Here is a 22,687-nt window from a genome sequence, read left to right as displayed (position 1 = left end):
GAGCGCCAAGACGGCTATTGCCGATCGGCTCGTTTCTTCAGCCATTTGCGAACCAACCAATCGCCAAGCCAACCCCCAGCGACGAGACAAAGGACTTGTATTGCAAGGGCAATTGCGAAGGCTTGCGTCAGATCGCTCTCACTTTGAGCCTTGTTCATTTCGTACCAGTGGCCAATGGGTACGAGGAGCCCCTTGGTCACAACAAAGCCGAGTTCGAGTCCGCCCAACACGATGCCAATGAGGCGAAGCAGAATTTTCGATTGATATCCCGGAGTCATATGAGTTGCGGGGGCGACGCTTGGCAGAGGCTCTATTTGCGGTCGGACTGTCTCTTACGCCACTTGCGAAACAGCCGATCGCCGAGCCAGCCGCCGATGGCGGCGGCAATCGCCTGGACAGCAAGCGAGAGTGCATAGACATCAGACAGGTCGTCGAAACTCCGAGCCCGATTCACTTCGTACCATTGCCCCGCAGGGATGAGCACGCATACCGCAACGAGAAAGCTGAGCGCCAGCGCGCCGGCTACGATGCAGAGCACTCGAGCAAGTAGTTTCATAAGACAGGCCAGAACCATATGGCTTGTGCTTGGCGCATGTCGGTCAACACTCCTTCCCATGAGATGTGCCACTGAATCAGAAACCACGAAGACCGCTTCGTCATCCGCGAACCATTCCAGAGGTCGATGTGGTCACCCTGCCGCCCCTCGCCCCAGTAGTTCTGGATGAACACGATCCCTGTGCGCCCGGCGATTTTCTCGAACCCATCCTTGCCCGAGTACTTCTCGGTGCGAGACATCAGACCGGCCTTGCCCGAGTCCAGCCAGTTCGCCAGCTCCTGGGCCCTGATCGGGTACTTCGGCCTGTCCTTCTGCCAGGAATAGACGCCCGGAAAGCTGCCGAGGCTCAGGCTTGAGCGGATGAACGCCGCGCCCACGTTGATGGCACATTGATCCTTGTAGACGTCCTTGTCCAGCAAGGCGTCGTCTCCCTTGATCGTCGGATGGTTCGCCCAGAGGGTCGCGAAGGATGGCTGCATGAGTTCCAGTTGGTCGAGGCAAGCAGAAGCCTGCGATGCCATCACCGCAACCCCTCGCCCTTCTGAAAAATATAGAGCCGCTTCCAGAAATCCCGGCGATGGAAAGGTTGTCAATTGATTCCTGACGCCAAGAACCAACGTCGCCGCTAGCCGCCGTACGCCGCCTGCACCACCACCCCGCGCAGCGCGAGACGCTTCTTCATCGACAGCACCGCCCGGTCCTTGCTCAGCAGCAGGGCCTTGTGCGCCACGGCGAGATCGATGAAGACCTGGTCGTCGGGGTCGCTGCATACGCAGGGCGCGCGCGGCGGCCTGCCTTCGAGCATGCGCACGCGCGCGTCGAAATCGGCGAGCACCGCGGGCAGCTGCAGTTCGCGCTGGGCCATGCGCCGGGCGATCAGCGGGTAGCCCAGCACGCGCTCCAGTTCGATGCGCATGGCGGCAGTGGCGAGCCAGCACAGCTCGCCGGCAGCCAGCCGGGCGGCCAGCGGGGCCCAGGCGGGGTCTTCGAAGACCAGCAGGTCGAGCGCGATGTTGGTGTCGATGACGACGGGGCCGGGTTCTGTCAACGTCATGGAATGTTCAGGAAACGCCGCCGATGTTGCACCATACAAGGTCGGCGTCAGGTCCATGTCGGCCCGGTACGCGAAAATACCCTCCTGGACACACCCTTCTTCGACCACGCCTTCCTTCATGAAACGAATACCGCTGCTTTGCCTTGTCCTGCTCGCCTCGGCGGGTGTCCGGGCCGAGTGGCTGACCCTCACGGGCACGCCCGGGGACGCCGCCAGCAGCTATGTACAGGTCGACCCGAGCAGCATCGAGGTGGACGGCTCGTACCGCACCGTGGCGCTGCGCATGAATCTGAGCGAAGGCCGCCTCAACCGTGACGGCGTCAGGTTCCGCTCTTTCCAGGGCGTCGCCATGGTCGATTGCGACGCCCGCAGCGCCCGCTATGTGAGCGCAAGCTACTTCTCGCTGCCCAATTTCGTGGGTGAAGCGGTCCAGGTGAAGCATTTCGAGGAAGGCGACGTTCGCCCGGTAACGCTGCCCGGCGCGCCTGCCGAACTGGCCGCGCGCACGGTCAATGCGGCGTGCGCCGTGCGGCCGAAGCAGGCGCCCAGGTCCGAGGGCGCTGGCGGCGAATCACTTCCGCGCTGAGCCCGCGACCATGTCGAAGCGGAACAGGCGGCATTCGATGGGCCCGTTCCACATCGGCACGCGGCGCGATTCCTTCAGCCGCATCAGCTTCGGCAGCTTCAGGTCGGGCGTGAGCACCCAGGCGGTCCAGCCGGCGTAGTTCTTCTTCCAGTGGGTGGCGAGCTGCGGGAAGAAGTCGCCGCCGTCGCCCTCGGTGGACTGCGCGGCCTCGCGCGCGCCAGGGCGGCCTCCTCCCCCTGCGCCAGCGACGCCGCCCACGGCGATGCGCTCGCCGTACGGCGGATTGAGCATGATCACGCCGCCGCCCTCCACGGGCGGCATGCGCTGCAGGGCATCGCCGCCGCGGAACTCGACGCCCTGCGCCACGCCGGCGCGCTCGGCGTTGCGCTGGGCGAAGTCGACCATGCGGTGCGACACGTCGGAGCCGAACACCGGGGTGCCGCCGCCGGCCACGGCCCGCTCGGAGTCCGTGGCCTCCTGCCTGATCGCCGACCAGACATGCGCCTGGAACGGCAGCAGCTTCTCGAAGCCGAAGCGCCGCAGCGATCCGGCCGCGATGCCGCGCGCGATCTGCGCCGCCTCGATGGCGATGGTGCCGCTGCCGCAGCAGGGGTCGTACAGCGGCTGGCCCGAGACTTCACCGGTCTCGGGGTTCCACCAGCCGCTGGCAGCGAGCATGGCGGCGGCCAGGGTTTCCTTCAGCGGGGCGTCGCCCTTGTCCTGTCGCCAGCCGCGCTTGAAGAGCGGCTCGCCGCTGGTGTCGATGTAGAGCGTGCAGGTGTCGGTGGTCAGGTGGGCGAACACGCGGCAGTCGGGCCACTGGGTCTCGATGCTCGGGCGCACGCCGTTGGCCTTGGCGCGGAAGCGGTCGGCGATGGCGTCCTTGATGCGCAGGGTGGCGAAGTTCAGGCTCTGCAGCGGGCTGTGCTGGGCGGTGGTTTCGATCTTGAAGGTCTGCTTGGGCGTGAACCAGATCTCCCAGGCCACGCCGCTGGCGAGCGCATAGAGGTCGTTCTCGCTGCGATAGGGCCCGTGGGCCAGCTCGACCAGCACGCGCTGCGCGAGGCGGCTGTGCAGGTTGAGCTTGAGGCCGTCGCGCCAGCCGGCGCGCACGCGCACGCCGCCGCGCAGGGAGAGCAGGTCTTGCCCGGCGCGGCCGGTCAGGGCGTGCACCTCCTGGGCGAGGAATTCCTCGACGCCGGCGGCGCAAGGCAGGAAGAAGGAGAGATCGTTCACGGAAAACTGGCACCGGGGAGCCCGAAGCCCGACTAGGGGACTCCATTGTCGCCGCGTCACGGGCCTTCTCTTCCATTGTCGCCGCGTCACGGGCCTTCTCTATATAGTCGATTCGCCGATGACTCCCACCCCCGCCCCTTCGCCCGCACCGGCCGCCTCCGGCAGCGGCGACCGCTTCGCGATCCAGTGCGAGGTGCTGCGGCTGTCGATCCGCCCCATCGGCCCGGTGCTGCTGGCGCAGTACCTTCTGAACTGCGGCGTGGCGGCGCTCTTCGCCTGGCAGGTGTCGCTGGCGCGCGCGCTGGTGTGGATCGCGCTGATCACCGGGGTGACGGTGATGCGCGGCTTCTTCCCGCAGCGGCTGCCGGAGCCCTTCACGCCCGCCACCCTGCGCGAGGCCCAGCGCACGCACACGCTGCGCACCGCCGTCTGGGAGCTGGCGCACGGCCTGGCCGGCGTGCTGCTGTTCGACCCCACCCGCGCCGACCTGCAGCTGCTGCTGGGCCTGATCGTCATGGGCATGACGCTGTCGTCGGCCTTCTCGGTGTCGTTCTACACGCCGGCCACGCAGCTGGCCATCACGCTCCTGCTGGCGCCGATCATCGTCGTCGGCCTCTGGCTGGGGGCGCCGGTGATGGCTGCGGTGGCCGTCATCGGCATCGGCCTGACCGCGATGATGTGGAAGCTGGTGGCCGAGCGCTCGCGCCAGCTCGAGGAGAACATCGGCCTGCGGCTCAACGAGCACCGCCTGCGCGAACAGGCCCTGGCCGGCCTGCGCGACTCCGAGCAGGCGCAGGCCGAGCGGCTGCGCTTCTTCTCGGCCGCCAACCACGACCTGCGCCAGCCGGTGATGGCCATCGGCCTGCAGGCCGAGGTGCTGCGCCAGCAGCTGGACAGCGGCGCCGGCATCGAGGCGGTGCAGCGCACGGTGGGCTCCCTGGCCCGCGCCCAGCAGGCGCTGGAGGGGCTGACCAACCAGCTGCTGGAAATCGGCAGGATCGAGGCCGCGGTCGATCCGCTGCGCCCATCCAGCGTCGCGCTGGCGCCGCTGCTGCACGAACTGGCGCGGCAGGCGGGCGAGGGCCGGGTGCTGGTGCGCTGCCCGCCGGATGCCCTCGCCTGGAGCGACGCCGTCTCGCTGCGCCGCGTGCTCGCCAACCTGGTCGACAACGCGGTCAAGTTCACGCCGCGAGGGCGCGTGCTGCTGGCGGTGCGGGAACGCAGCCGCGACACCGGGCGCGCCTGGCGCGTGGAGGTGCGCGACAGCGGCATCGGCATTGCGGCCGAGGCCCAGCAGCGCGTGTTCGACGACTTCGAGCAGATCGGCAACGTCGAACGCAACCTGCAGCGCGGCCACGGCCTGGGGCTGGCGATCGTTCGGCGGCTGGCGGCGCACCTGGGCATCGAGGTGACGCTGCGCTCGGCGCCCGGGCGGGGCTCGGTGTTCGGCTTCGAGCTGCCGGCCGCGCCCGAGGGAGCGGTGGCGGCCCCGTCGCCCAGCGTGCCAGACAACGACAGGGCCGATGCCGATGCGGCCAGCCCGCTGCGTCCCGGCCTCGCCGTGCTGGTGGTGGAAGACAACGCGGTGGTGGCCGACAGCCTCACCGCGCTGCTGCGGCAGTGGGAGGTCGAGCCGCGCGTCTACGCCAGCGCGGCCGAGGCGCTGGCGCTGGCCGACCTGCAAGCGCTCGACGCTGCCCTGTGCGACATCCGCCTGCCCGGCACGCTCGACGGCATCGCGCTGGCCGAAAGGCTGCAGCGGCAGAAGCCCTCGCTCACGATCGCGCTGATCTCGGCCGACATCAACGAGGCGACGCAGCGGCTGGCGGCCGAACGCGGCTGGCATGCGCTGCGTAAGCCGGTGCAGCCGCAGGAGCTGCAGCGCATGCTGCTGCGCGCACAGCAGCAACAGCAGCAGCTACCGCAACAGCAACGGGCGCACGGCTGAGGCCGCCGCAGCGGTGCGATCTGGCACAACGCGTGCTCCGTGCTTCGGGATATGCTCCGCGCACAGGCTGCCGCCCTGCCCCCGATGTCCACCGACATGCCCGCCCCCTCTCCTGCCGCCGGTGCGCCCCGCCTGCGCTACGACCCGTTCGCGATCGCGCTGCACTGGCTGCTGGCTGTATTGATCGTCGGTTCCTTCGGCGTGGGGCTCTACATGACGGGACTGCCGTTCTCGCCGCTGCGGCTGAAGGTCTACAACTGGCACAAGTGGGCGGGCGTGACCATCCTCGCGCTGTCGGCGCTGCGGCTGCTGTGGCGGCTCGGGCACCGGCCGCCCGCGCTGCCGGCGGACATGCCGGGCCTGCAGAAGGCCGGCTCTCGGATCAGCCACACGCTGATGTACCTGCTGTTCTTCGCCGTGCCGCTGTCCGGATGGGCCTACAGCTCGGCCATGGGCATGCCGGTCTCGTGGTTCGGGGTGCTGGCGCTGCCCGACTTCATGGCCGTCGATCACGATCTTGCCGAGGCGGTGCTGCAGCCGCTGCATCGCAACTGCGCCTTCGCGCTCGCGGGCATCACGCTGCTGCACGTGGCGGCGGCGCTCAAGCACCACTGGATCGACCGCGACGGTCTGCTCAAACGGATGTGGCCGGGGCCACGACAGGAATCTGCCGGATCATGAACTCACTTCCTTCCCGCCTTCTTTGCCGCGGTCTTTCGCGGCTTCTTCCCCCGCTGCTGGCGCTTGTGGCGGCATTGCCGGCCGGCGCCGGCCCGGCCGCGCCCCCCGCCGCGAAGCTGGTCGCCGACAAGAGCCAGATCGTGTTCGTCACCAGGCAGATGGGCGTGCCCGTGGAAGGCAGCTTCAGGAAGTTCGACGCGCAGGTGGCCTTCGACCCGAAGAAGCCCGATGGCGGCAGCGTCGCGCTGCAGATCGACACCGCCAGCGCCGGTTTCGGCGTGCCGATGAGCGACGCCGAGCTGCCCAAGCAGCCCTGGTTCGACGCCGCGCACTTTCCGCAGGCGAGCTTCCAGTCGAGCGCCATCAAGGCGCTGGGCGAAGGCAGGTTCGAGATGGCGGGCAAGCTCACCATCAAGGGCGTCGCCAGGCAGGTGACGGTGCCGGTCAGCATCGCGCCGGCGCCGGGGAGCAACTACTCGGTGGCCACCGGAAGCCTTACGATCCAGCGGCTCGACTACAAGGTGGGCGAAGGCGAATGGACCGACACCTCGGTGGTCGGCAACGAGGTGCAGGTGCGCTTCAGGTTCACCCTCTCGGGGCTCGGGCCGCCGTGAAGCCGCAGCCCCATCCTTCCTCGCGCGGACATTCCGGATTTCTTCTTTCCTCTCTTTCATGACTCAGACAGACAACGCCATGAAAAAGCTCCTCCTCGCCGCGGCCCTGTCGGCCGCCGCATTCACCGGCATCGCCAACGCACAACAACAAGTGCAGCTGCCATCGGAATTCGCGCCGGCCGCCGCCGCCAAGCCCGCAGGCGGTCCGGCCAGGAACGCCAACTACGTGATCGACCCGACCCACACCTTCGTCATGTACGAGATGGGCCACTACGGCACCACCACCAACCGCGGCCGCTTCAGCACCAAGGACGGCTCGGTGCAGATCGACGGCACCGGCACCAGCGGCAAGGTCGACATCACGATGGACATCAGCTCCATCAACACCGGCGTCGACCTGCTCAACCGACACGTGCAGAGCAAGGACTTCTTCAACGTGGCCGAGTTTCCGACCGGCCGCTTCGTGGCCGACCGCATCGACTTCTCCGGCGACAAGGTGGTCGACGTGCCCGGCAGGCTCACGCTGATGGGCCAGACCCGCCCGGTGACGCTGAAGGCCGTGCGCTTCAACTGCTACCTGAGCCCGCTGATCAACCGCCAGGTGTGCGGCGGCGACTTCGAGACCACCGTGGAGCGCAGCGACTGGGGCATCACCTGGGGCCTGAACTTCGGCTTCGAGAACAAGGTGAAGCTGCTGGTGCAGGTCGAGGCGGTCAACGTGCAGTGACGGCCTCGCGCCGTACGAAGAAGCAGAACGAAAAGAAGGAGACACGGCCATGATCGACACCACCCTCGCCCTGCTCGGCATCGCCGGCGCCATGACCGTGGGCGCGATGAGCCCGGGCCCCAGCTTCGTGATGGTGGCACGCACCGCGGTGACCTCGCGCGCCGACGGCCTCGCCGCCGCGCTCGGCATGGGCGCGGGCGGGCTGGTCTTCGCGATCGCGGCGCTGGCGGGGCTGCAGGCGGCGTTCCTCGCGGTGCCGGCGCTCTACCTGGCGATCAAGGGGCTCGGCGGAGCGTACCTCGTGTACCTGGGCGTGCGCATCTGGCGCGGCGCGCGGCAGCCGCTGGCCGTGGCGCAGGAGGCCGGCGATCCGGCGCAGCGCCTGCAGGGACGCGGCAGGCGCACCTTCCTGCTGGGCCTGGCCACGCAGGTGAGCAACCCGAAGACCGCCGTGGTCTACGCGAGCATCTTCGCGGCCTTCCTGCCGCGCGAGGTGCCGCTGGTGCTGGCGCTCGCCGTGCCGGCGGTCATCTTCTGCATCGAGGCGGGCTGGTATTCGATCGTGGCGCTGGCGCTCTCGTCGGCGGCGCCGCGTTCGGCCTACCTGCGCTACAAGGTCTGGATCGACCGGGCGGCAGGCGGCGTGATGGGACTGCTGGGCCTGCGGCTCGTGTGGTCGGCCGTGCGCGGCACCTGAGGCTGCGCGGCTACAGGAGGCTCTCCGGCGTCAGCGGGGCCAGTATCTCGAGCATGGTCCGGTCCCAGAAGCGGGAATCGGGCTCCTCGGTCAGCACCGTGAGCTTGCCCGCATCGTCGCTGACCCATTCGATGCGCGACTCGTTGCTGCCCTCGGCGAAGCGCAGCCTATAGGCGCCCTGCTGCTTGAGCACGTCGATGAGCTTCAGCGCCTGCTGGGCCATCTCGGGGCTGCGGATGAAAAGGCCGATCTCGGTGTTGTGCGTTTCCGAGCGCGGGTCGAAGTTCATCGAGCCGACGAAGAGAATGCGCCGGTCGATCACCGCCGACTTGGCATGCAGCCTGCCCACCGAGGTGCCGAAGAGGCCCAGCCTCACGCTGCTGCGGGTGCGGTTGGTGCTCAGTTCGTAGAGGTCGGCGCCCAGCTTGAGCATGTCGGGCCGGTAGCGGCGGTAGGCGGTGTGCACCAGCGGCTCGTCGGTGGCGGCGAGCGAGTTGGTGACCACGCTGATCTTCACGTTGCGCCCTCGGATCTCGCGCATCACCTCCAGCCCCGAGGCGCCGGGGATCAGGTAGGGCGAGACGATCGTCACTTCCGAACGCGCGCGCCGCATCTGCTCGACCACGTTGTAGCGCACGCTGTCGACGTCCAGCAGCGGCACGCCGCCATACGAGGCGGTCTTACCGATCACGCGCTCGGGCGAATCAGCATAGGCTTCGGCGGTGGTCCAGATCAGGCCGAGCTTGCCGGCGTCCAGGTCCTCGGCCATCGGGCTGTAGCCCAGCAGGTCGTTGGGGGCGGGCTTGGGCGGCGGGGGCGTGGTCTCAGGGCCGGTGGCGAGCTCGAAGCGCTGCTGAAGCTCCTCGCGCGAGAGGCTGCTGCCCACCACCGACTGGATAGGCCGCACGTAGACGCTGTTCCAGTACTGGTCGAACAGGCTGCCCAGGCGCGGGACCAGCGCGCCGGTGACGAAGGTGTCGAGGTCGATGAAGTTCTCGCCCGAGGTGCGCCTGAAGTACTGGTTGCCAATGTTGCGCCCGCCCGCCACGGCCATCGCGCCATCGGCGATGAACAGCTTGTTGTGCATGCGGCGGTTGACGCGGCTGAAGTCGAAGAGCGAGGCGGTGAAGCGCTTCAGCAGGCTGCCGCGGCCTGCCGGGAAAGGGTTGAACAGGCGCAGCTCCACGTTGGGCGTGGCGGCCAGGCCCAGCAGCAGCTCGTCCTCGCCGGAGGTGTAGAGGTCGTCCATCAAGAGCCGCACGCGCACCCCGCGCTGGGCGGCGTCGCGCAGGGTGCGCAGCAGGTAGCGGCCGGTCTCGTCGTTCTCGATCTGGTAGTACTGCACGTCCAGCGTGCGCTGCGCGCGGCGCGCGAGCTGGATGCGGGTGTCGAAGGCGAAGTCGCCGCCGGGCATCAGGCGGAAGCCGCTCAGGTCGGGGTCGGGCTGGGAGGCCAGCGCGATCCTGCCGAGCGCCGTGTCGGCCGAGACGGCGATGGTCTTGGTGGGCGGGCGCGGGGCCTCGTCGGGCAGCGTGGCGCAGCCCGTGACAAGCAGCACGAGCAGGGCAAACACCGCAGCCACCGTCCAACGCCACGCGAGCCCATTCCAGGAACACCGCGGAACCGGCTCCGCCGGTCCGCAGGTGTTGCCCCCTGCAAGGGGGTTGGCGAAGCGACACGAAGTGCGCATAGCCTGGGGGTGTGCCAGTTACAAGGCTTTGCGCAGGTTGGCGGGCGCGATGCGCAGCGCCTCGCGGTACTTGGCGACGGTGCGGCGCGCGCACTCGATGCCCTGCTCCTTCAGCATCTCGGAGATCTGGCTGTCCGACAGCGGCTTCTTCACGCTCTCGGAGCCGACGAACTGCTTGATGAGCGCGCGCACCGCGGTGCTCGACGCGTTGCCGCCGGTCTCGGTGCCGAGCGCCGAGCCGAAGAAGTACTTGAGCTCGACCGTGCCGAAGGGCGTGGCCATGTACTTGGCGGTGGTCACGCGCGAGATGGTCGATTCGTGCAGGCCCAGCTCGTCGGCGATCTCGCGCAGCACCAGCGGGCGCATGGCGAGTTCGCCGTGCACGAAGTAGCTCTTCTGCCGCTCGACGATGGCGTTGCTCACGCGCAGGATGGTGTCGAAGCGCTGCTGGATGTTCTTGATGAACCAGCGCGCCTCCTGCAGCCGCTGCGACAGCGCCTGGCTGCCCTCGCCCTTGTGCGACTTCAGCGCGCCGGCATAGATGTCGTGCACGCGCAGGCGCGGCATCACGTCGGGGTTGAGCATCACGCGGAACTTCACGTTGGTGCCGCGGCCGGTCTTGGTGACGATCACGTCGGGCACGATGACGTTGCGCTCCACGTCGACGAAGCGCCGGCCCGGCTTGGGCTCCAGCCGCGCGATGACCTGCAGCGCCGAGCGCACCAGCTCCTCGCTGCTGCGGGTGAGCGTGGCCAGGCGCTTGAAGTCGCGGCGCGCGAGCAGCTCCATGGGCTGCTTGCAGATGGCCAGCGCCGTCTTGCGGACCAGTTCCTCTTCCTCGGTCTCGTCGTCGCTCGCCATGGCGCGCAGCTGGATGCTCAGGCATTCGCCGAGGTCGCGCGCGCCGACGCCGGCAGGCTCCAGGCTCTGCAGCAGGCCCAGCGCTACCTGGAAGTGGTGCACGAGGTCGTCGAATTCGTCGTTGTCGTCGCCCGCCAGGCCCGAGGCCAGCGCGGGCAGCGAGTCTTCGAGGTAGCCATCCTCGTTGAGCGATTCGATGAGGAAGCGCAGCGCGGCGCTGTCGCTCTCGTTGAGCCGCAGGCTCAGTGCCTGGCGGTGCAGGAAGGACTGCAGCGACTCCTGGCTGCGCGCGAGCTCGGTGGCATCTGCGCGCTCGTCGTCGCCGGCGTTGTTCTGGCGCGCGGGCGCGTCGCTGCCCCATTCGCTGTCGTCGGGCGCCATGTCGACGGTGCCGTCGCCTTCCCAGTCGGGCTCGCGCTCGGCGATCTCGGCGGCGGGGCCGTCGGCGTCGGCGACTGCCGTGCCTTCCGTGGAAGAAGTCGCGCTGCTGCTGCTCGCGGCCGAGGGGGCGAAGTCGCCCTCGCCGTCGGTGCCATCGCCGCCGTCATCTCGAGGGACCGGCGCGTCGGCGGTGTCGAGCCCGAATTCCTCGCGCACGGCCTCCTCGGCGGTGCGCTCCAGGAACGGGTTCTCGTCGAGCATCTGCTCCACTTCCTGGCTCAGCTCGAGCGTGGAGAGTTGGAGCAGCCTGATCGACTGCTGCAGCTGCGGCGTGAGCGCCAGGTGCTGCGAAACGCGAAGGGACAACCCCTGCTTCATGAGAAGACGGCTCCCCCCGAGGCAGCACGCCGCGCGCCACGCCAGCTCCCTGCCGGGAGCGGGCCGGCCGCTTCGGGCGGCCGTGCACACCAGCCCTCGCGAAGGGGCTCCACGCGCATGGCGATCACGCTTGCCGTTGACCCTCGCAACATGATCACATCCGGAAGTGCTCGCCCAGGTACACCCTGCGTACCTCAGCGTTGTCGACGATCTCCGAAGGCGTGCCTTGTGCCAGCACGTGCCCGTCGCTGATGATGAAAGCGTGGTCGCAGATGCCCAGCGTCTCGCGCACGTTGTGGTCGGTGATGAGCACGCCGATGCCGCGCTCCTTCAGGAAGCTGATGATGCGCTGGATCTCGATCACCGCGATCGGGTCGATGCCGGCGAAGGGCTCGTCCAGAAGAATGAAGCGCGGCTGCGTGGCCAGGGCGCGCGCAATCTCGACGCGGCGGCGCTCGCCGCCCGACAGCGCCATCGCGGGCGAATCGCGCAGGTGGTCGACGCGCAGGTCGACCAGCAGGTCGGTCAGGCGCTCCTCGATGTGCTCCTTCGACAGGGGAACCAGCCTGCCTTTCGCGTCGGGCTCGCTCTGGAGCTCGAGCACGGCGCGCACGTTCTCCTCGACCGTGAGCTTGCGGAAGATCGAGGCTTCCTGCGGCAGGTAGCTCAGCCCCATGCGGGCGCGGCGGTGGATCGGCATGTGCGCGATCGGCTCGCCGTCGATGGAGATGTCGCCGGCGTCGGCGCGCACCAGCCCCACGATCATGTAGAACGAGGTGGTCTTGCCCGCGCCATTCGGCCCGAGCAGCCCGACGACTTCGCCCTTCTGCACGTCGAGCGAGACGTCCTTCACGACGGTGCGGCTGCCGTAGCTCTTCTTCAGGCCGCGCGCGACCAGGCGGCTGCCCGGTGTGCCGCTGGCGTCCTGGGTTCCTGCGGATTCGATCACTTGCGCGTGTCTCCCTGGTCACTGAGCGTGGTGCTCGGGCGCAGGCCGGCGCCGGGAGCCGGGGTGGGCGCCGGCGCAGGGGCCTTGGCACCGCCGGCCGGAGCCGGAGCGCCCGGGGCCGGCGCGGTGGCGGCCTTGGGAGTGAGGATGGTCCGGACGCGGCCGCCAGGGGCCGAGGCGTTGACGGCGGTGTTCGGCGGCACGGTCGAGCCGTTGACGGTGTAGGTGTCGTTGCTCTGGTCGTAGACGATCAGCGCGCCCTGGCTCTCGTCGTTGGGCGTGGCGCCCAGCAGGCGGCGCATGACGGCGTTGCGGATGAACTTGACGTTGTCGGCGCGGCTGTCGTACTCGATGACTTCCGACTCGCCCTCGATCCACTCGTCGGGCGCATTGCGCTTCTGCTTGTAGTAGGCCCGCTTGCCGGGCGCCGCGGTGACCACGCCGTACTGGTAGCCCTCGGCGTCCTGGCGCACATCCAGCCGCGCGCCGCGGATGATGATCGTGCCCTTCGTCACCAGAACGTTGCCGGTGAACACGCTGGTCTGCTTCAGGTCGTCGTAGCGCATCGCGTCCGACTCGATGTTCATCGGCTTGGAGCGGTCGGCGGTCTCGGCCACGGCGCCCGACGCGAGGCCTGCCAGCAACAGGGCGCCGGCGGCCAGCCGGCCGATGCGACGCAGGAAGGAGGTGGTGGGGTGAGAGTGCAATGTCATAGAGGCACGAAACTTGCTCGGCATTGTATGCGGCTGCGTGCTCCTGCCCCGCCCGCACAGATGAAAAAGCCCGCCTAGGCGGGCTTGACTTTCTTCCCGGCTTCATGCCCGAACACCGCGGAACCGGCTTCACCGGGCCGCCGGTGTTGCCCCCTGCAAGGGGGAAGGCGCGCGACACGAAGTGCGCGAAGCCTGGGGGTCAGCCCTTCTTGGCCTCGCCGATGAGATAGTTCACGACCTGAAGCACCTTGGTCATGTTGCCGGCGGTCTCGCCGTCGACATACCAGCGGCCGGCCACGGCCATCGCCGGCACGCCCGCCACCTTGTAGGCGTCGGTCAGCTGCGAGGCGCGCTTGGCCTTGCTGGCCACGCCGAAGGAGGTGAAGGTTTCCTTGAACTTGGCGGCGTCCAGGCCGTTGGCGGTGGCCCAGGCGATGATGTTGGCGTCGCCGTTCACGTTCTGGCGCTGCGCGTGGATCGCGTTGAACACCTTCGGCTGGTACTCGTCGACCTTGCCCATGGCTTCGAGCGTGTAATACAGGCGCTGCTTGGCCTCGACGTCGTTGCCCACGAAGGGGACGGGAATGCGGCGGAAGGAGACTTCCTTCGGGATCGTCTTGAGCCAGGCCTCCAGCGACGGCTCGAAGTCGTTGCAGTGCGGGCAGTTGTACGAGAAGAACTCGACCACCTCGACCTTGCCGGCGGGCGCGTCGACCGGCACGCGCTTGTCGAGCACCAGGTACTCGGAGCCGGCCTTGGGCACACGCGCCTGGGCGTGGGCCGGGTTGACGCCCAGGGACAGCAGCCCGAGCGAGGTGGCGGCCAGCGAAAAGTCACGACGTTTCATTGAAAGAGCTCTCCAGTTATTACGGCAGACTGAGCCGGCGCGCGGCGGGGAGTTCCCCCGCATCCGGCGCGCCCGAGGCTGTGGATGGTGGCGGCAAACGCCGCGCGGCGAAGTTTGGGGGCTATTCGTGTCGGTTGCCGGGCGGATGACGCCGACTCAGCGCTGCACGCGGACCAGCGCCGAATCCATGCCGCCGCCGTCCAGCCGTTCCTTGAGGCGGTCGGCGTCGTCCTTCTTGTTGAAGGGGCCGGCGCGCACGCGGTAGACGGTGCGGCCCGCCTGCTCGCGCTCGGTGACCTTGGCCTCGACGCCCATGAGCGACAGCTTGGCGCGCTGGGCCTCGGCATCCTCGGTGGTGCGGAAGGCGCCGGCCTGCACGAAGTACATGAAGGGATCGGGGCCGGAGCCGCTGCTGCCGGCGTTGCTGCCACTGCTGCTCGGCGCGGCCGACGCGGTGGTCGTGCTGCCGGAGCCGGAGACGCTGCCCGACCGGGCTCGGGCCAGGTCGCCCAGCGGATCGTTCGACGGCGGCAGGGCGTTGGCCTCGGCCGGCACCGGGGCGGTACGCGGCGGCTTGGGCGCCACCACCACGGGCACCGGCGGCGCGGTGCCGGGCGAGGCGCCGCCGGGAGCGGCGGCGGTGTTGCCGGTGGCGGGCTCGCCGGTGATCGGGTTGACCGGGCCTGCCGGGGCGGCCGGCGTCGCCGGCTTGGGCGCGCCGGCCTTGCCGGCCAGCGGCGCGTTCGGGTCCCAGTCGCGGTTCTTGCGGGCCTCGGCCTCGTCCTGCTCGGCGCCGCCGCGCTGCGTCTTGGTCACGAACGGGATCGGCACCTTGGTCACGTAGACCGCGATGCCCAGCGCGACGCCCAGGCCGAGCACCAGCCCGATGATCAGGCCGATGACGATGTTGCCGCGTTGACTTCTTGTCTTCTTCATGGTGAGGGGGTTCACATCTTGCTCGGTGCACTGACGCCGAGAATCGCGAGGCCATTGTGCAGCACCTGCGCGGTCGCGGCGACCAGAGCCAGGCGGGCCAGCTTCACCTTCTCGTCGTCGACCAGGATGCGTTCGGCGTCGTAGTAGCTGTGGTAGCTGGCGGCCAATTCGCGCAGGTAGAAGGTCACGTCGTGCGGGGCGAAGTCCTTCGAGGCGGCCGTCAGCATGGCCGGGTACTTGGCCAGCAGCAGCATCAGCGCCTGGGCGGCCGGGCTTTCCAGCGGCGACAGGTCGACGTCCTTCAGCGATGTTGCGTCGCCGCCCCAGCCGGCCAGCACCGAGCAGATGCGCGCATGGGCGTACTGCACGTAGTAGACCGGGTTGTCGTTGTTCTTCGTCACCGCGAGGTCGACGTCGAAGGTGTACTCGGTGTCGGGCTTGCGGCTCAGCAGGAAGAACCGCACCGCGTCGGTGCTGGTCCACTCGATCAGGTCGCGCAGCGTGACGTAGCTGCCGGCGCGCTTGCTGATCTTGACCTCCTCGCCGCCCTTCATCACGCGCACCATGGTGTGCAGCACGTAGTCGGGGTAGCCCTCGGGGATGCCTTCGCCCACGGCCTGCAGGCCGGCGCGCACGCGGGCGATGGTGCCGTGGTGGTCGGTGCCCTGGATGTTGATGACCTTGTGGAAGCCGCGCTCCCACTTGGCGATGTGATAGGCGACGTCGGGCACGAAGTAGGTGTACGTGCCGTCCTGCTTCTTCATCACGCGGTCCTTGTCGTCGCCGTAGTCGGTCGACTTCAGCCACAGCGCGCCGTCCTGCTCGTAGGTCTTGCCGGCGGCCACGAGCTTGCGCACGGCGTCCTCGACGCGGCCGCTGGTGTAGAGGCTGGACTCGAGGTAGTACTGGTCGAAGCGCACGCGGAAGGCCTGCAGGTCCAGGTCCTGCTCGCGGCGCAGGTAGGCAACGGCGAACTCGCGGATGGCGTCGATGTCCTCGATGTCGCCGCTGGCGGTGACTTCGCGGTCTTCCGACTTGACGGTCTTCTTCGCCTTGAAGTCGGCCGCGATGTCGGCGATGTAGTCGCCGTTGTATGCAGCCGCCTTCTCGCCGCTGGGCCACTCGGGGTCGCCCGGCTTGAAGCCGCGCGCGCGCAGCTGCGTGCTGTTGGCCAGGGTCTGGATCTGCACGCCGGCGTCGTTGTAGTAGTACTCGCGCCAGACGCTCTCGCCCTGCGAGGCGCGCAGGTTGCAGATGGCGTCGCCCAGCGCCGCCTGGCGGCCATGGCCCACGTGCAGCGGGCCGGTCGGGTTGGCCGAGACGAACTCCACCAGCACCTTCTCGCCGGTGGCCGGCTGTTGGCCGAAAGTATCCCCGGCCGACAGCACCTCGCGCACGATCTGCTGCTTGGCAGCCGTCTTCAGGCGGATGTTGAGGAAGCCGGGCCCGGCGATCTCGATGGCGTTGACCCACTGGGCGAACGCGGGGGTCGCGAGCAGTGCGGCGCGCAGCTCCTCGCCCAGGTCGCGGGGCTTGCGCCCCAGCGGCTTGGCGAGCTGCATGGCTGCCGTGCAGGCGAAATCGCCGTGCGCGGCCATCTTGGGCGACTCGAACGCGGCCTTGGGGCCGGCGCCGGGCGAGAGGGATTCGAGCGTGTTCGCGAGCGCCGCGAGCAGCTCCTGTTTGACCAATAGCATCCTGAAATTTTACCGGGGGCAAACCCGGGATCAGTTGACGATGGTCATCCGATCGTTGCCTTGCGCCGTTACGATGGTCGGCCCCGAGGCGGGGAACCTGTCACAACTCAACCTAGCGAGGACACATCACCATGAAGAAGCTCCTTTCCCTGCTTGCACTCGGTGCCTGCCTTTCCTTCGGTGCAGCACAGGCTCAAGACAAGGCCGCCGCGCCGGCCGCCGCACCCGCGGCAGCAGCCCCCGCCGCCGGCGCAAGCTGCGAAGCCAAGGCCGTGGACAAGAATGGCAAGGCCCTCGCCGGTGCCGCCAAGGCCAGCTCCATCAAGAAGTGCGAGAAGGAAGCCAAGGCCGCCGCCGCTCCCTCCTGCGAAGCCAAGGCCGTGGACAAGAACGGCAAGCCGCTGGCCGGCGCCGCCAAGAACAGCTTCGTCAAGAAGTGCACCGCCGACGCGGCGAAGGCCTGATCGGCACCGCGCTGGCTGCAAAGCCATGAAGGAAGGCCCGCGAAAGCGGGCCTTTTGCTTTGCGCGGCCGATCCCGGGCTACTTGCCGAAGCCGCGCGCCAGGAACACCGCCACCAGCGGGATCAGCGCGATCAGATGCGCCTGGACCATCACCAGCTTGCGCGTCTTGACGATCTCGGCCTCGGGCGGCAGCTTGCCGGTGGCGCGCAGCGTCTTGCGCCAGCGGAAGTACGTGAGCGTCGGGAAGATCGACAGCACGCCCACGATGATGAAGAGCCCCAGCTTCACGTGCAGCAGCGGGTTGGTCCAGTACCAGGCCGTGCCCTTCACGCCCCACCAGGTGCGCGCGATGCCGGTGGCCAGCACCGCGATGGCCGCGATGCCGTAGACCATGTCGACCTTGGCCAGCCGCTCGACCACCGCCGCGTTGAGCCACTGCACGCGGCACAGCGCGGCCTCGCTGGAGATGAAGACGACCATCGTGAGGATGGCGAGCAGGTGAAGGTACGCAAGGATGGCTTCCAGGGTCATCGGTGGAGCTTTCAGGATGGCTCGCCCCCAAGGCTGCGCGCACTTCGTGTCGCTTCGCCACCTCCCATCCGGGGGCGACACCCGAGGCCCGGCGAAGCCGGTTCCCCGTTGTTCCGCGAAGGACCTCGGCGGCTGTCAGCGTGGGGGCGTATCAGCCGGATTTCAAATGTGAACAGATTGTGCAGCCGTTGGCTGAACTCAGGCCCTTCCGCCCCAGAAATCCGGGTTGCCGTACTGCTCCTTGAGGAAATCAAGCCACAGCCGCACCCGCAGCGGCATGTGCTTGGCGCCCGCGAACACCGCGTAGATGCCGTTGGGCGGCGCCGCGAATTCCTCCAGCAGCGGCACGAGCAGGCCGGCATCGATCTCGGCCTCGACCTCCCAGGTGCTGCGCCACGCGATGCCGTGGCCGGCGAGGCACCAGTCGTGCAGCACCTGGCCGTCCGAGCAGTCGAGCGGGCCGCTGGGACGCAGGTGGATCAGTTCCTGGTTGCCCTCCTCGTTGACGACGCGGAAGGCCCAGCCGCGCGTCTGTGAGGCGTCGCTCGACAGCGTGAGGCAGGCGAAGCGCGAGAGCTCGCCCGGATGCTTCGGCTTGCCGTGGCGGCGCACGAACTCCGGCGTGGCGACGCAGCGGCGGCGGTTGTCGGCGAGCCGCACGCTCACCAGCGACGAATCGGGCAGGTCGCCCACGCGCACCGCGCAGTCGAAGCTCTCGCCGGTGACGTCGACCACGCGGTCGCTGAGGTTCAGCGAGATCGTCACCTCGGGATGCAGCGCATGGAAGCGCGGCACCAGCGGCGCGACGTGGCGGCGGCCGAAGCCCGCGGGTGCCGTCACGCGCAGGTGGCCGCTGGCCTTGAGGCCGCCGGCGCTCACGCTGGCCTCGGCATTGGCGAACTCGGCCAGCAGGCGCTGGCAGTCTTCGAGGAAGGAACTGCCTTCGTTCGTGAGCGTGATGCGGCGCGTGGTGCGCACCAGCAGCTTGACGCCCAGGCGCTCCTCCAGCGCATCGAGCCGGCGACCCATGATCGCGGGCGCCACGCCCTCGGCCTTGGCCGCGGCCGTGAGGCTGCCGCGCGTCGCGACCGAGACGAAGGATTCGAGTTGCTTCAGGCGATCCATGGGGCGGGAACTATATCGCCCGCCACCCGGAGAGCGCCTGCCTATTCCGGCCGGACGCCCGCCTCGCGGACTGCCGCACCCCAGCGCGCATGCTCGGCCTTGATGTACTGCGCCGCCTGCTCCGGCGTGCCGCCCACGGGCGTGCTGCCCTCGGCCAGCAGCTGCGAGATGGTCGCGGGCTTGGCCAGCGCCTTGTCGACGGCGGCGCTGAGCTTCTTCACGATGTCGGCGCTGGTGCCGGCCGGGGCGACGAGCGCCTTCCAGTCCACCGCCTCGAAGCCCTTGTAGCTCTCGGCCACGGTAGGCACGTCGGGCATCACCGGCAGGCGCTTGGCCGAGGTGACGGCCAGCGCGCGCAGGCGCCCGCCCTTCACCATCGAGAGCGCGCCCTGCGGCGTGGCGAACATGTAGTCGGTCTGGCCGCCGAGCAGGTCGGTGATGGCAGGAGCCGCGCCCTTGTACGGCACGTTGAGCACCTTGAAGCCCGCGCGCTTGGCCAGCACCTCGCCGGCCATGTGGCCCAGCGTGCCGGTGCCAGCGAGCGCCTGCCGGATCTCGCCCGGCCGGGCCTTGGCGGCGGAAACCAGGTCGGCCAGCGTCTTGAACGGCGCGTCGGCGCGAACCACCAGCACCACGGGCTGCGACGCCACGACCGACACCGGCACCAGGTCCTTCAATGCGTCGTAGGGCATCTTCGGGAACAGCGTCGGGTTGATCGCGAGGTTCGCGGTCTGTCCCAGGCCGATGGTGTAGCCGTCGGGCTTGGCCTTGGCCACCACGTCCATGCCGATGTTGCCGTTGCCGCCCGCGCGGTTGTCGACGATGAAGGTCCACTTGGTGTCGTCGGCGAGCTTCTGCGCGACCAGCCGCGCCACGATGTCGGTGGCGCCGCCGGGCGTGTAGGGAACGATGAGCCGCACCGGCTTGTCGGGCCAGGCGGTGTCGGCAAGGGCGGGGGCGGCGTTCAGCCATGCGGCGGCCGCGGCGCACGCCAGCAAGGCGCGCCGTGCATTGAAAAACATGAGGTCAGTCTCCGAGTGTGATGTGTCTTGCCTGGAGCGCAGCGATGTCCTCGTCGCTGTAGCCCACTTCCTTCAGCAGCTCATGGCCGTGCTCGCCGATGCGCGGCGGCTGCAGCCGGATGCCCGGGCGTTCGCCGTCGAGCGTGAACGGCATCAGCGGCACGTTGGCTATGCTGCCGTCGTTCATGCGCACCGGCGCGAGGCCCCCGGTGGCGTTGAGGTGCGGATCGTCGAACAGCTCCTGCGGCCGGGTGATGGGCGCGAAGGGCAGCTCGTTCTTCTCGAACACCGCGGCGAGCTCCGCGGCGCTGTGGTTCGCGAGGTGCGAGCGCAGGATGGGCATCATCCATTCGCGCGCCAGCACGCGGTCGTTGTTGGTCTTCAGGCGCGGGTCGGCCAGCATCTCGTCCAGGCCGAAGGCCTTGCAGAAGATGGCCCACTGCTTGTCGCTCACGGCCGCCAGGAAGATCTGCTCGCCGTCCTTCACGGTGAAGACGTCGTACACCGCCCAGGCCGAGATGCGGCTGGGCATCGGGTCGGCCGCCTTGCCGGTGGCGGCGAACTGCATCATGTGCTGCGCGACCAGGAACACGTTGTTCTCGAACAGCGCCGACTGCACCTCGCAGCCCTTGCCGGTGATGTCGCGCTGGCGCAGCGCGGCCATCGCGCCGATGGCGCCGAACATGCCGCCCATGATGTCGTTCACGCTGGTGCCCGCGCGCAGCGGGTCGCCAGAGCGGCCGGTCATGTAGGCCAGGCCTCCCATCATCTGCACCACCTCGTCGAGCGCGGTGCGGTGGTCGTAGGGGCCGGGCAGGAAGCCCTTGTGGCTCACGTAGATGAGGCGCGGGTTGAGCTTGCTGAGCGTGTCGTAGTCGAGCCCCAGCTTCTTCATGGTGCCGGGCTTGAAGTTCTCGCTGACGATGTCGGCGGTGGCGATGAGCCGCAGCGCGGCCTCCACGCCCTCGGGCTGCTTCAGGTCGAGCGCGATGCTCTTCTTGTTGCGGTTGAAGGTCGGGAAGAAGCCCGAACCCGAACCCAGCAGGCGGCGGGTGTTGTCGCCCTCGATGGGCTCGACCTTGATGACCTCGGCGCCCAGGTCGGCCAGCAGCAGGCCGCAGGTCGGGCCCATGACCATGTGGGTGAACTCGACGACGCGGACGCCGGCGTACGGCAGGGGGTTGGCTTCAGACATGTTGTGCGTTGTGTTCCTGGGCGAAGCCCTTGGGCAATCCGGCTTCCGGGGTCATGCCGTAGACCGGCTCGCCGGGCAGGCCGGCCATGAGCGGCGCGCGCGCCGCGATGAGTTTCTGGATGTCGATGCCGGTGCGCACGCCCATGGCCTCGAACATGAAGACCAGGTCTTCGGTGACCGCATTGCCCGAGGCGCCCGGCGCGTAGGGGCAGCCGCCGAGACCGCCCAGCGAAGCGTCGAAGGTGCGCACGCCCTCCTCCCAGGCCGCAAGGCAGTTGGCGATGCCGAGGCCGCGCGTGTTGTGCATGTGGGCCGCACCGGCGTGGCTTCCGATCTCCGCGCGCAGCCGCCTGAACAGGCGGCGCACCTGCGCGGGGTTGGCGTAGCCCACGGTGTCGGACAGGCCCGATTCGTCGGCGCCCGCCTCGATGCACTGCGCGGCCAGGCGGATCACGTCGTCCTCGGGCACCAGGCCCTGCAGCGTGCATCCGAAGGCGGTGGAGATGCCGGCCTCCAGCTTCACCTGCGGCGCGATCTCGCGGCGCAGCTCGGAGATGGCGCGCACCTCATCGACCATCTCGGTGGGCGTCTTGCGCACGTTGGCCAGCGAATGCGCCACGCTGGCCGACACCGGCATGGTCAGCTTGTGCACGCCGGCCTCGAGCGCGGCCTGCGCGCCCTTGCGGTTGGGCACCAGCGCCATCACCACCAGGCCCGGCAGCGTGACGGCGTGGCGCACCACCTCGGCCGCGTCGGCCATCTGCGGCAGCAGCTTGGCGGGCACGAAGGAGGCGACCTCGATCTCGCGCACGCCGGCCGCGTAGAGCGCGTCGATCCAGCGCAGCTTGTCGGCGGTGGGCATGGTGGCCTTGACCGACTGCAGGCCGTCGCGCGGGCCGACCTCGCTGATGAGGACGTCGGGGGTTGTCATCGATTTCGTCTCCTTGGGCTTGACTGTTCTGTCTTACAGAACTATATTCCGCCAAACAGAATTAGACCGTCGATCCGCCTCGACTGTCAAGCCGAGCCATTCCCTGCGCCTTCCTGCCATGCCCCGCAAAGCCCAGACCGAATCCGTCTCCGATCTCAATGCCGCGCCAGGCGGCGCGGCCGCGGTCGACCGTGCGCTGAGCCTGCTGTCGGCCTTTCGGCCGGGCGACGAGGCGCTGTCGCTCGCGCAGTTCGCCGAGCGCACGCAGCTCTACAAGAGCACCGTGCTGCGGCTGCTGGCCTCGCTGGAGCATGCGCGGCTGATCCGCCGGCAGGACGACGGCCGCTATGCGCTGGGCATGGAGATCGCGCGGCTGCACGGCCTCTACACGGCCTCGCAGTCGCTCGACCGCATCGTGCTGCCGGTGCTGCGCGCGCTGGTCGCGGCCACCGGCGAGAGCGCGGCGTACCACGTGCGGCAGCCGCAGGGCGTCAGCTGGGTGCGGCTGTGCCAGTTCCGCGTCGATTCGTCGCATGTGGTGCGCGACCACGTGCGCGCCGGCGACCTGCTGCCCAACGACCGCGGCGCGGGCGCGCGGGTGCTGATCGCCTTCGGCCCGCAGGACGAGCTGCCGCGCGGCACAAAGGAGCGCAAGCTCTACGACACCATCCGCGCGCAGGGCTGGTGCGCGCTGGTGGGCGACCGCACCGCCGAGCTGGCCGGCATCTCGGCGCCGGTGCTCCATGCCGACGGCAGCCTCGCGGCCGCGGTCACGCTCACCATGCCCACGCACCGCTACGACGAGGGCTACATCGAGCCGGTGCGTGCGGCAGCGAAGGAGCTCAGCGGGCAGGTCTGAGCAGGCGAC

Annotated in this window: 24 protein-coding genes; 8 read left to right on the top strand and 16 right to left on the bottom strand. The window is 69.0% G+C overall.

What is annotated here, in order from left to right:
- Positions 1-310: 310 nt before the first annotated feature.
- From G369_RS0119155 to G369_RS0119145, 3 genes are read right to left on the bottom strand one after another with little or no spacing between them, the layout of a single operon-like run.
- Positions 311-556, bottom strand: coding sequence for a hypothetical protein (locus G369_RS0119155; protein WP_020723168.1), 246 nt, complete (start codon positions 554-556; stop codon positions 311-313).
- Positions 553-1,149 (bottom strand): type VI secretion system amidase effector protein Tae4, encoded by a 597-nt coding sequence (locus G369_RS0119150; protein WP_244164351.1) that lies wholly within the window; start codon positions 1,147-1,149, stop codon positions 553-555. Before G369_RS0119150 ends, G369_RS0119155 begins: the two co-directional genes overlap by 4 nt.
- 32 nt (positions 1,150-1,181) lie before the next feature.
- Positions 1,182-1,610 (bottom strand): PIN domain-containing protein, encoded by a 429-nt coding sequence (locus G369_RS0119145; RefSeq protein WP_019655639.1) that lies wholly within the window; start codon positions 1,608-1,610, stop codon positions 1,182-1,184.
- 118 nt (positions 1,611-1,728) lie between these two features.
- On the opposite strand from G369_RS0119145, the gene G369_RS0119140 reads away from it, so the two are divergent.
- Positions 1,729-2,196 (top strand): surface-adhesin E family protein, encoded by a 468-nt coding sequence (locus G369_RS0119140; RefSeq protein WP_019655638.1) that lies wholly within the window; start codon positions 1,729-1,731, stop codon positions 2,194-2,196.
- On the opposite strand, the gene G369_RS0119135 is transcribed toward G369_RS0119140, so the two are convergent.
- On the bottom strand, positions 2,182-3,432 hold the full coding sequence (locus tag G369_RS0119135; RefSeq protein ID WP_019655637.1) for a THUMP domain-containing class I SAM-dependent RNA methyltransferase: 1,251 nt from the start codon (positions 3,430-3,432) through the stop codon (positions 2,182-2,184). The genes G369_RS0119140 and G369_RS0119135 overlap by 15 nt on opposite strands.
- A gap of 118 nt (positions 3,433-3,550) precedes the next feature.
- On the opposite strand from G369_RS0119135, the gene G369_RS0119130 reads away from it, so the two are divergent.
- From G369_RS0119130 to G369_RS0119110, 5 genes are all read left to right on the top strand, one after another.
- Complete coding sequence (locus G369_RS0119130) at positions 3,551-5,380, top strand: ATP-binding response regulator (protein WP_019655636.1); 1,830 nt, start codon at positions 3,551-3,553, stop codon at positions 5,378-5,380.
- 84 nt (positions 5,381-5,464) lie between these two features.
- On the top strand, positions 5,465-6,061 hold the full coding sequence (locus G369_RS0119125; RefSeq protein WP_026346491.1) for a cytochrome b: 597 nt from the start codon (positions 5,465-5,467) through the stop codon (positions 6,059-6,061).
- Positions 6,058-6,675 carry a YceI family protein gene (locus tag G369_RS0119120; protein WP_038115203.1) on the top strand — a complete coding sequence of 206 codons (618 nt, stop codon included), beginning with the start codon at positions 6,058-6,060 and terminating at the stop codon, positions 6,673-6,675. The genes G369_RS0119125 and G369_RS0119120 overlap by 4 nt, the downstream gene beginning before the upstream one ends.
- Before the next feature lie 79 nt (positions 6,676-6,754).
- Complete coding sequence (locus tag G369_RS0119115; protein WP_019655633.1) at positions 6,755-7,402, top strand: YceI family protein; 648 nt, start codon at positions 6,755-6,757, stop codon at positions 7,400-7,402.
- Positions 7,403-7,451: 49 nt separating this feature from the next.
- Positions 7,452-8,099, top strand: a complete 648-nt coding sequence (locus G369_RS0119110; RefSeq protein WP_019655632.1) for a LysE family translocator — start codon at positions 7,452-7,454, stop codon at positions 8,097-8,099.
- A gap of 10 nt (positions 8,100-8,109) precedes the next feature.
- Here the strand turns inward: G369_RS0119110 and G369_RS0119105 are convergent, their stop codons facing one another.
- From G369_RS0119105 to argS, 7 genes are all read right to left on the bottom strand, one after another.
- Positions 8,110-9,672, bottom strand: coding sequence for a phospholipase D family protein (locus G369_RS0119105; protein WP_020723166.1), 1,563 nt, complete (start codon positions 9,670-9,672; stop codon positions 8,110-8,112).
- 135 nt (positions 9,673-9,807) lie between these two features.
- Entirely contained in the window at positions 9,808-11,409 is a 1,602-nt protein-coding gene (gene rpoN, locus G369_RS0119100; protein WP_019655630.1) for an RNA polymerase factor sigma-54, read from the bottom strand.
- 154 nt (positions 11,410-11,563) lie between these two features.
- Positions 11,564-12,358, bottom strand: a complete 795-nt coding sequence (gene lptB / locus G369_RS0119095) for an LPS export ABC transporter ATP-binding protein (protein WP_019655629.1) — start codon at positions 12,356-12,358, stop codon at positions 11,564-11,566.
- Entirely contained in the window at positions 12,355-13,071 is a 717-nt protein-coding gene (lptA, locus tag G369_RS0119090; protein ID WP_019655628.1) for a lipopolysaccharide transport periplasmic protein LptA, read from the bottom strand. Before lptA ends, lptB begins: the two co-directional genes overlap by 4 nt.
- Before the next feature lie 199 nt (positions 13,072-13,270).
- Positions 13,271-13,918: a thiol:disulfide interchange protein DsbA/DsbL gene (locus tag G369_RS0119085; protein WP_019655627.1), complete on the bottom strand. Its 648-nt coding sequence runs from the start codon at positions 13,916-13,918 to the stop codon at positions 13,271-13,273.
- Between the two features lie 156 nt (positions 13,919-14,074).
- Entirely contained in the window at positions 14,075-14,854 is a 780-nt protein-coding gene (locus G369_RS0119080; protein ID WP_020723165.1) for an SPOR domain-containing protein, read from the bottom strand.
- Positions 14,855-14,865: 11 nt separating this feature from the next.
- Positions 14,866-16,551 (bottom strand): arginine--tRNA ligase, encoded by a 1,686-nt coding sequence (gene argS / locus G369_RS0119075; protein WP_019655625.1) that lies wholly within the window; start codon positions 16,549-16,551, stop codon positions 14,866-14,868.
- Between the two features lie 131 nt (positions 16,552-16,682).
- Between argS and G369_RS0119070 the strand changes: the two genes are divergently transcribed.
- A complete protein-coding gene (locus tag G369_RS0119070; protein ID WP_019655624.1) occupies positions 16,683-17,015 on the top strand; it encodes a hypothetical protein in 333 nt (110 codons plus the stop codon).
- A gap of 78 nt (positions 17,016-17,093) precedes the next feature.
- Here the strand turns inward: G369_RS0119070 and G369_RS0119065 are convergent, their stop codons facing one another.
- From G369_RS0119065 to G369_RS0119045, 5 genes are all read right to left on the bottom strand, one after another.
- Positions 17,094-17,546 carry a DUF2214 family protein gene (locus tag G369_RS0119065; protein WP_019655623.1) on the bottom strand — a complete coding sequence of 151 codons (453 nt, stop codon included), beginning with the start codon at positions 17,544-17,546 and terminating at the stop codon, positions 17,094-17,096.
- 198 nt (positions 17,547-17,744) lie between these two features.
- Positions 17,745-18,671 (bottom strand): LysR family transcriptional regulator, encoded by a 927-nt coding sequence (locus tag G369_RS0119060; RefSeq protein WP_019655622.1) that lies wholly within the window; start codon positions 18,669-18,671, stop codon positions 17,745-17,747.
- A 41-nt stretch (positions 18,672-18,712) separates the two neighbouring features.
- Positions 18,713-19,693: a Bug family tripartite tricarboxylate transporter substrate binding protein gene (locus G369_RS0119055; RefSeq protein ID WP_019655621.1), complete on the bottom strand. Its 981-nt coding sequence runs from the start codon at positions 19,691-19,693 to the stop codon at positions 18,713-18,715.
- A 4-nt stretch (positions 19,694-19,697) separates the two neighbouring features.
- Complete coding sequence (locus tag G369_RS0119050) at positions 19,698-20,888, bottom strand: CaiB/BaiF CoA transferase family protein (RefSeq protein ID WP_019655620.1); 1,191 nt, start codon at positions 20,886-20,888, stop codon at positions 19,698-19,700.
- A complete protein-coding gene (locus G369_RS0119045; RefSeq protein WP_019655619.1) occupies positions 20,881-21,819 on the bottom strand; it encodes a hydroxymethylglutaryl-CoA lyase in 939 nt (312 codons plus the stop codon). Before G369_RS0119045 ends, G369_RS0119050 begins: the two co-directional genes overlap by 8 nt.
- Before the next feature lie 118 nt (positions 21,820-21,937).
- Here G369_RS0119045 and G369_RS0119040 point away from each other — a divergent pair, with 118 nt between their 5' ends.
- Positions 21,938-22,678, top strand: coding sequence for an IclR family transcriptional regulator (locus G369_RS0119040; RefSeq protein ID WP_019655618.1), 741 nt, complete (start codon positions 21,938-21,940; stop codon positions 22,676-22,678).
- Positions 22,679-22,687 lie beyond the last annotated feature (9 nt).

This window comes from Variovorax atrisoli 110B (assembly GCF_000382045.1).
GTDB classification, from domain to species: Bacteria; Pseudomonadota; Gammaproteobacteria; order Burkholderiales; family Burkholderiaceae_C; genus Variovorax; species Variovorax atrisoli.
The sequence above is the reverse complement of the archived record's forward strand: the minus strand, read 5'-3'. Positions and strand labels throughout refer to the sequence as shown.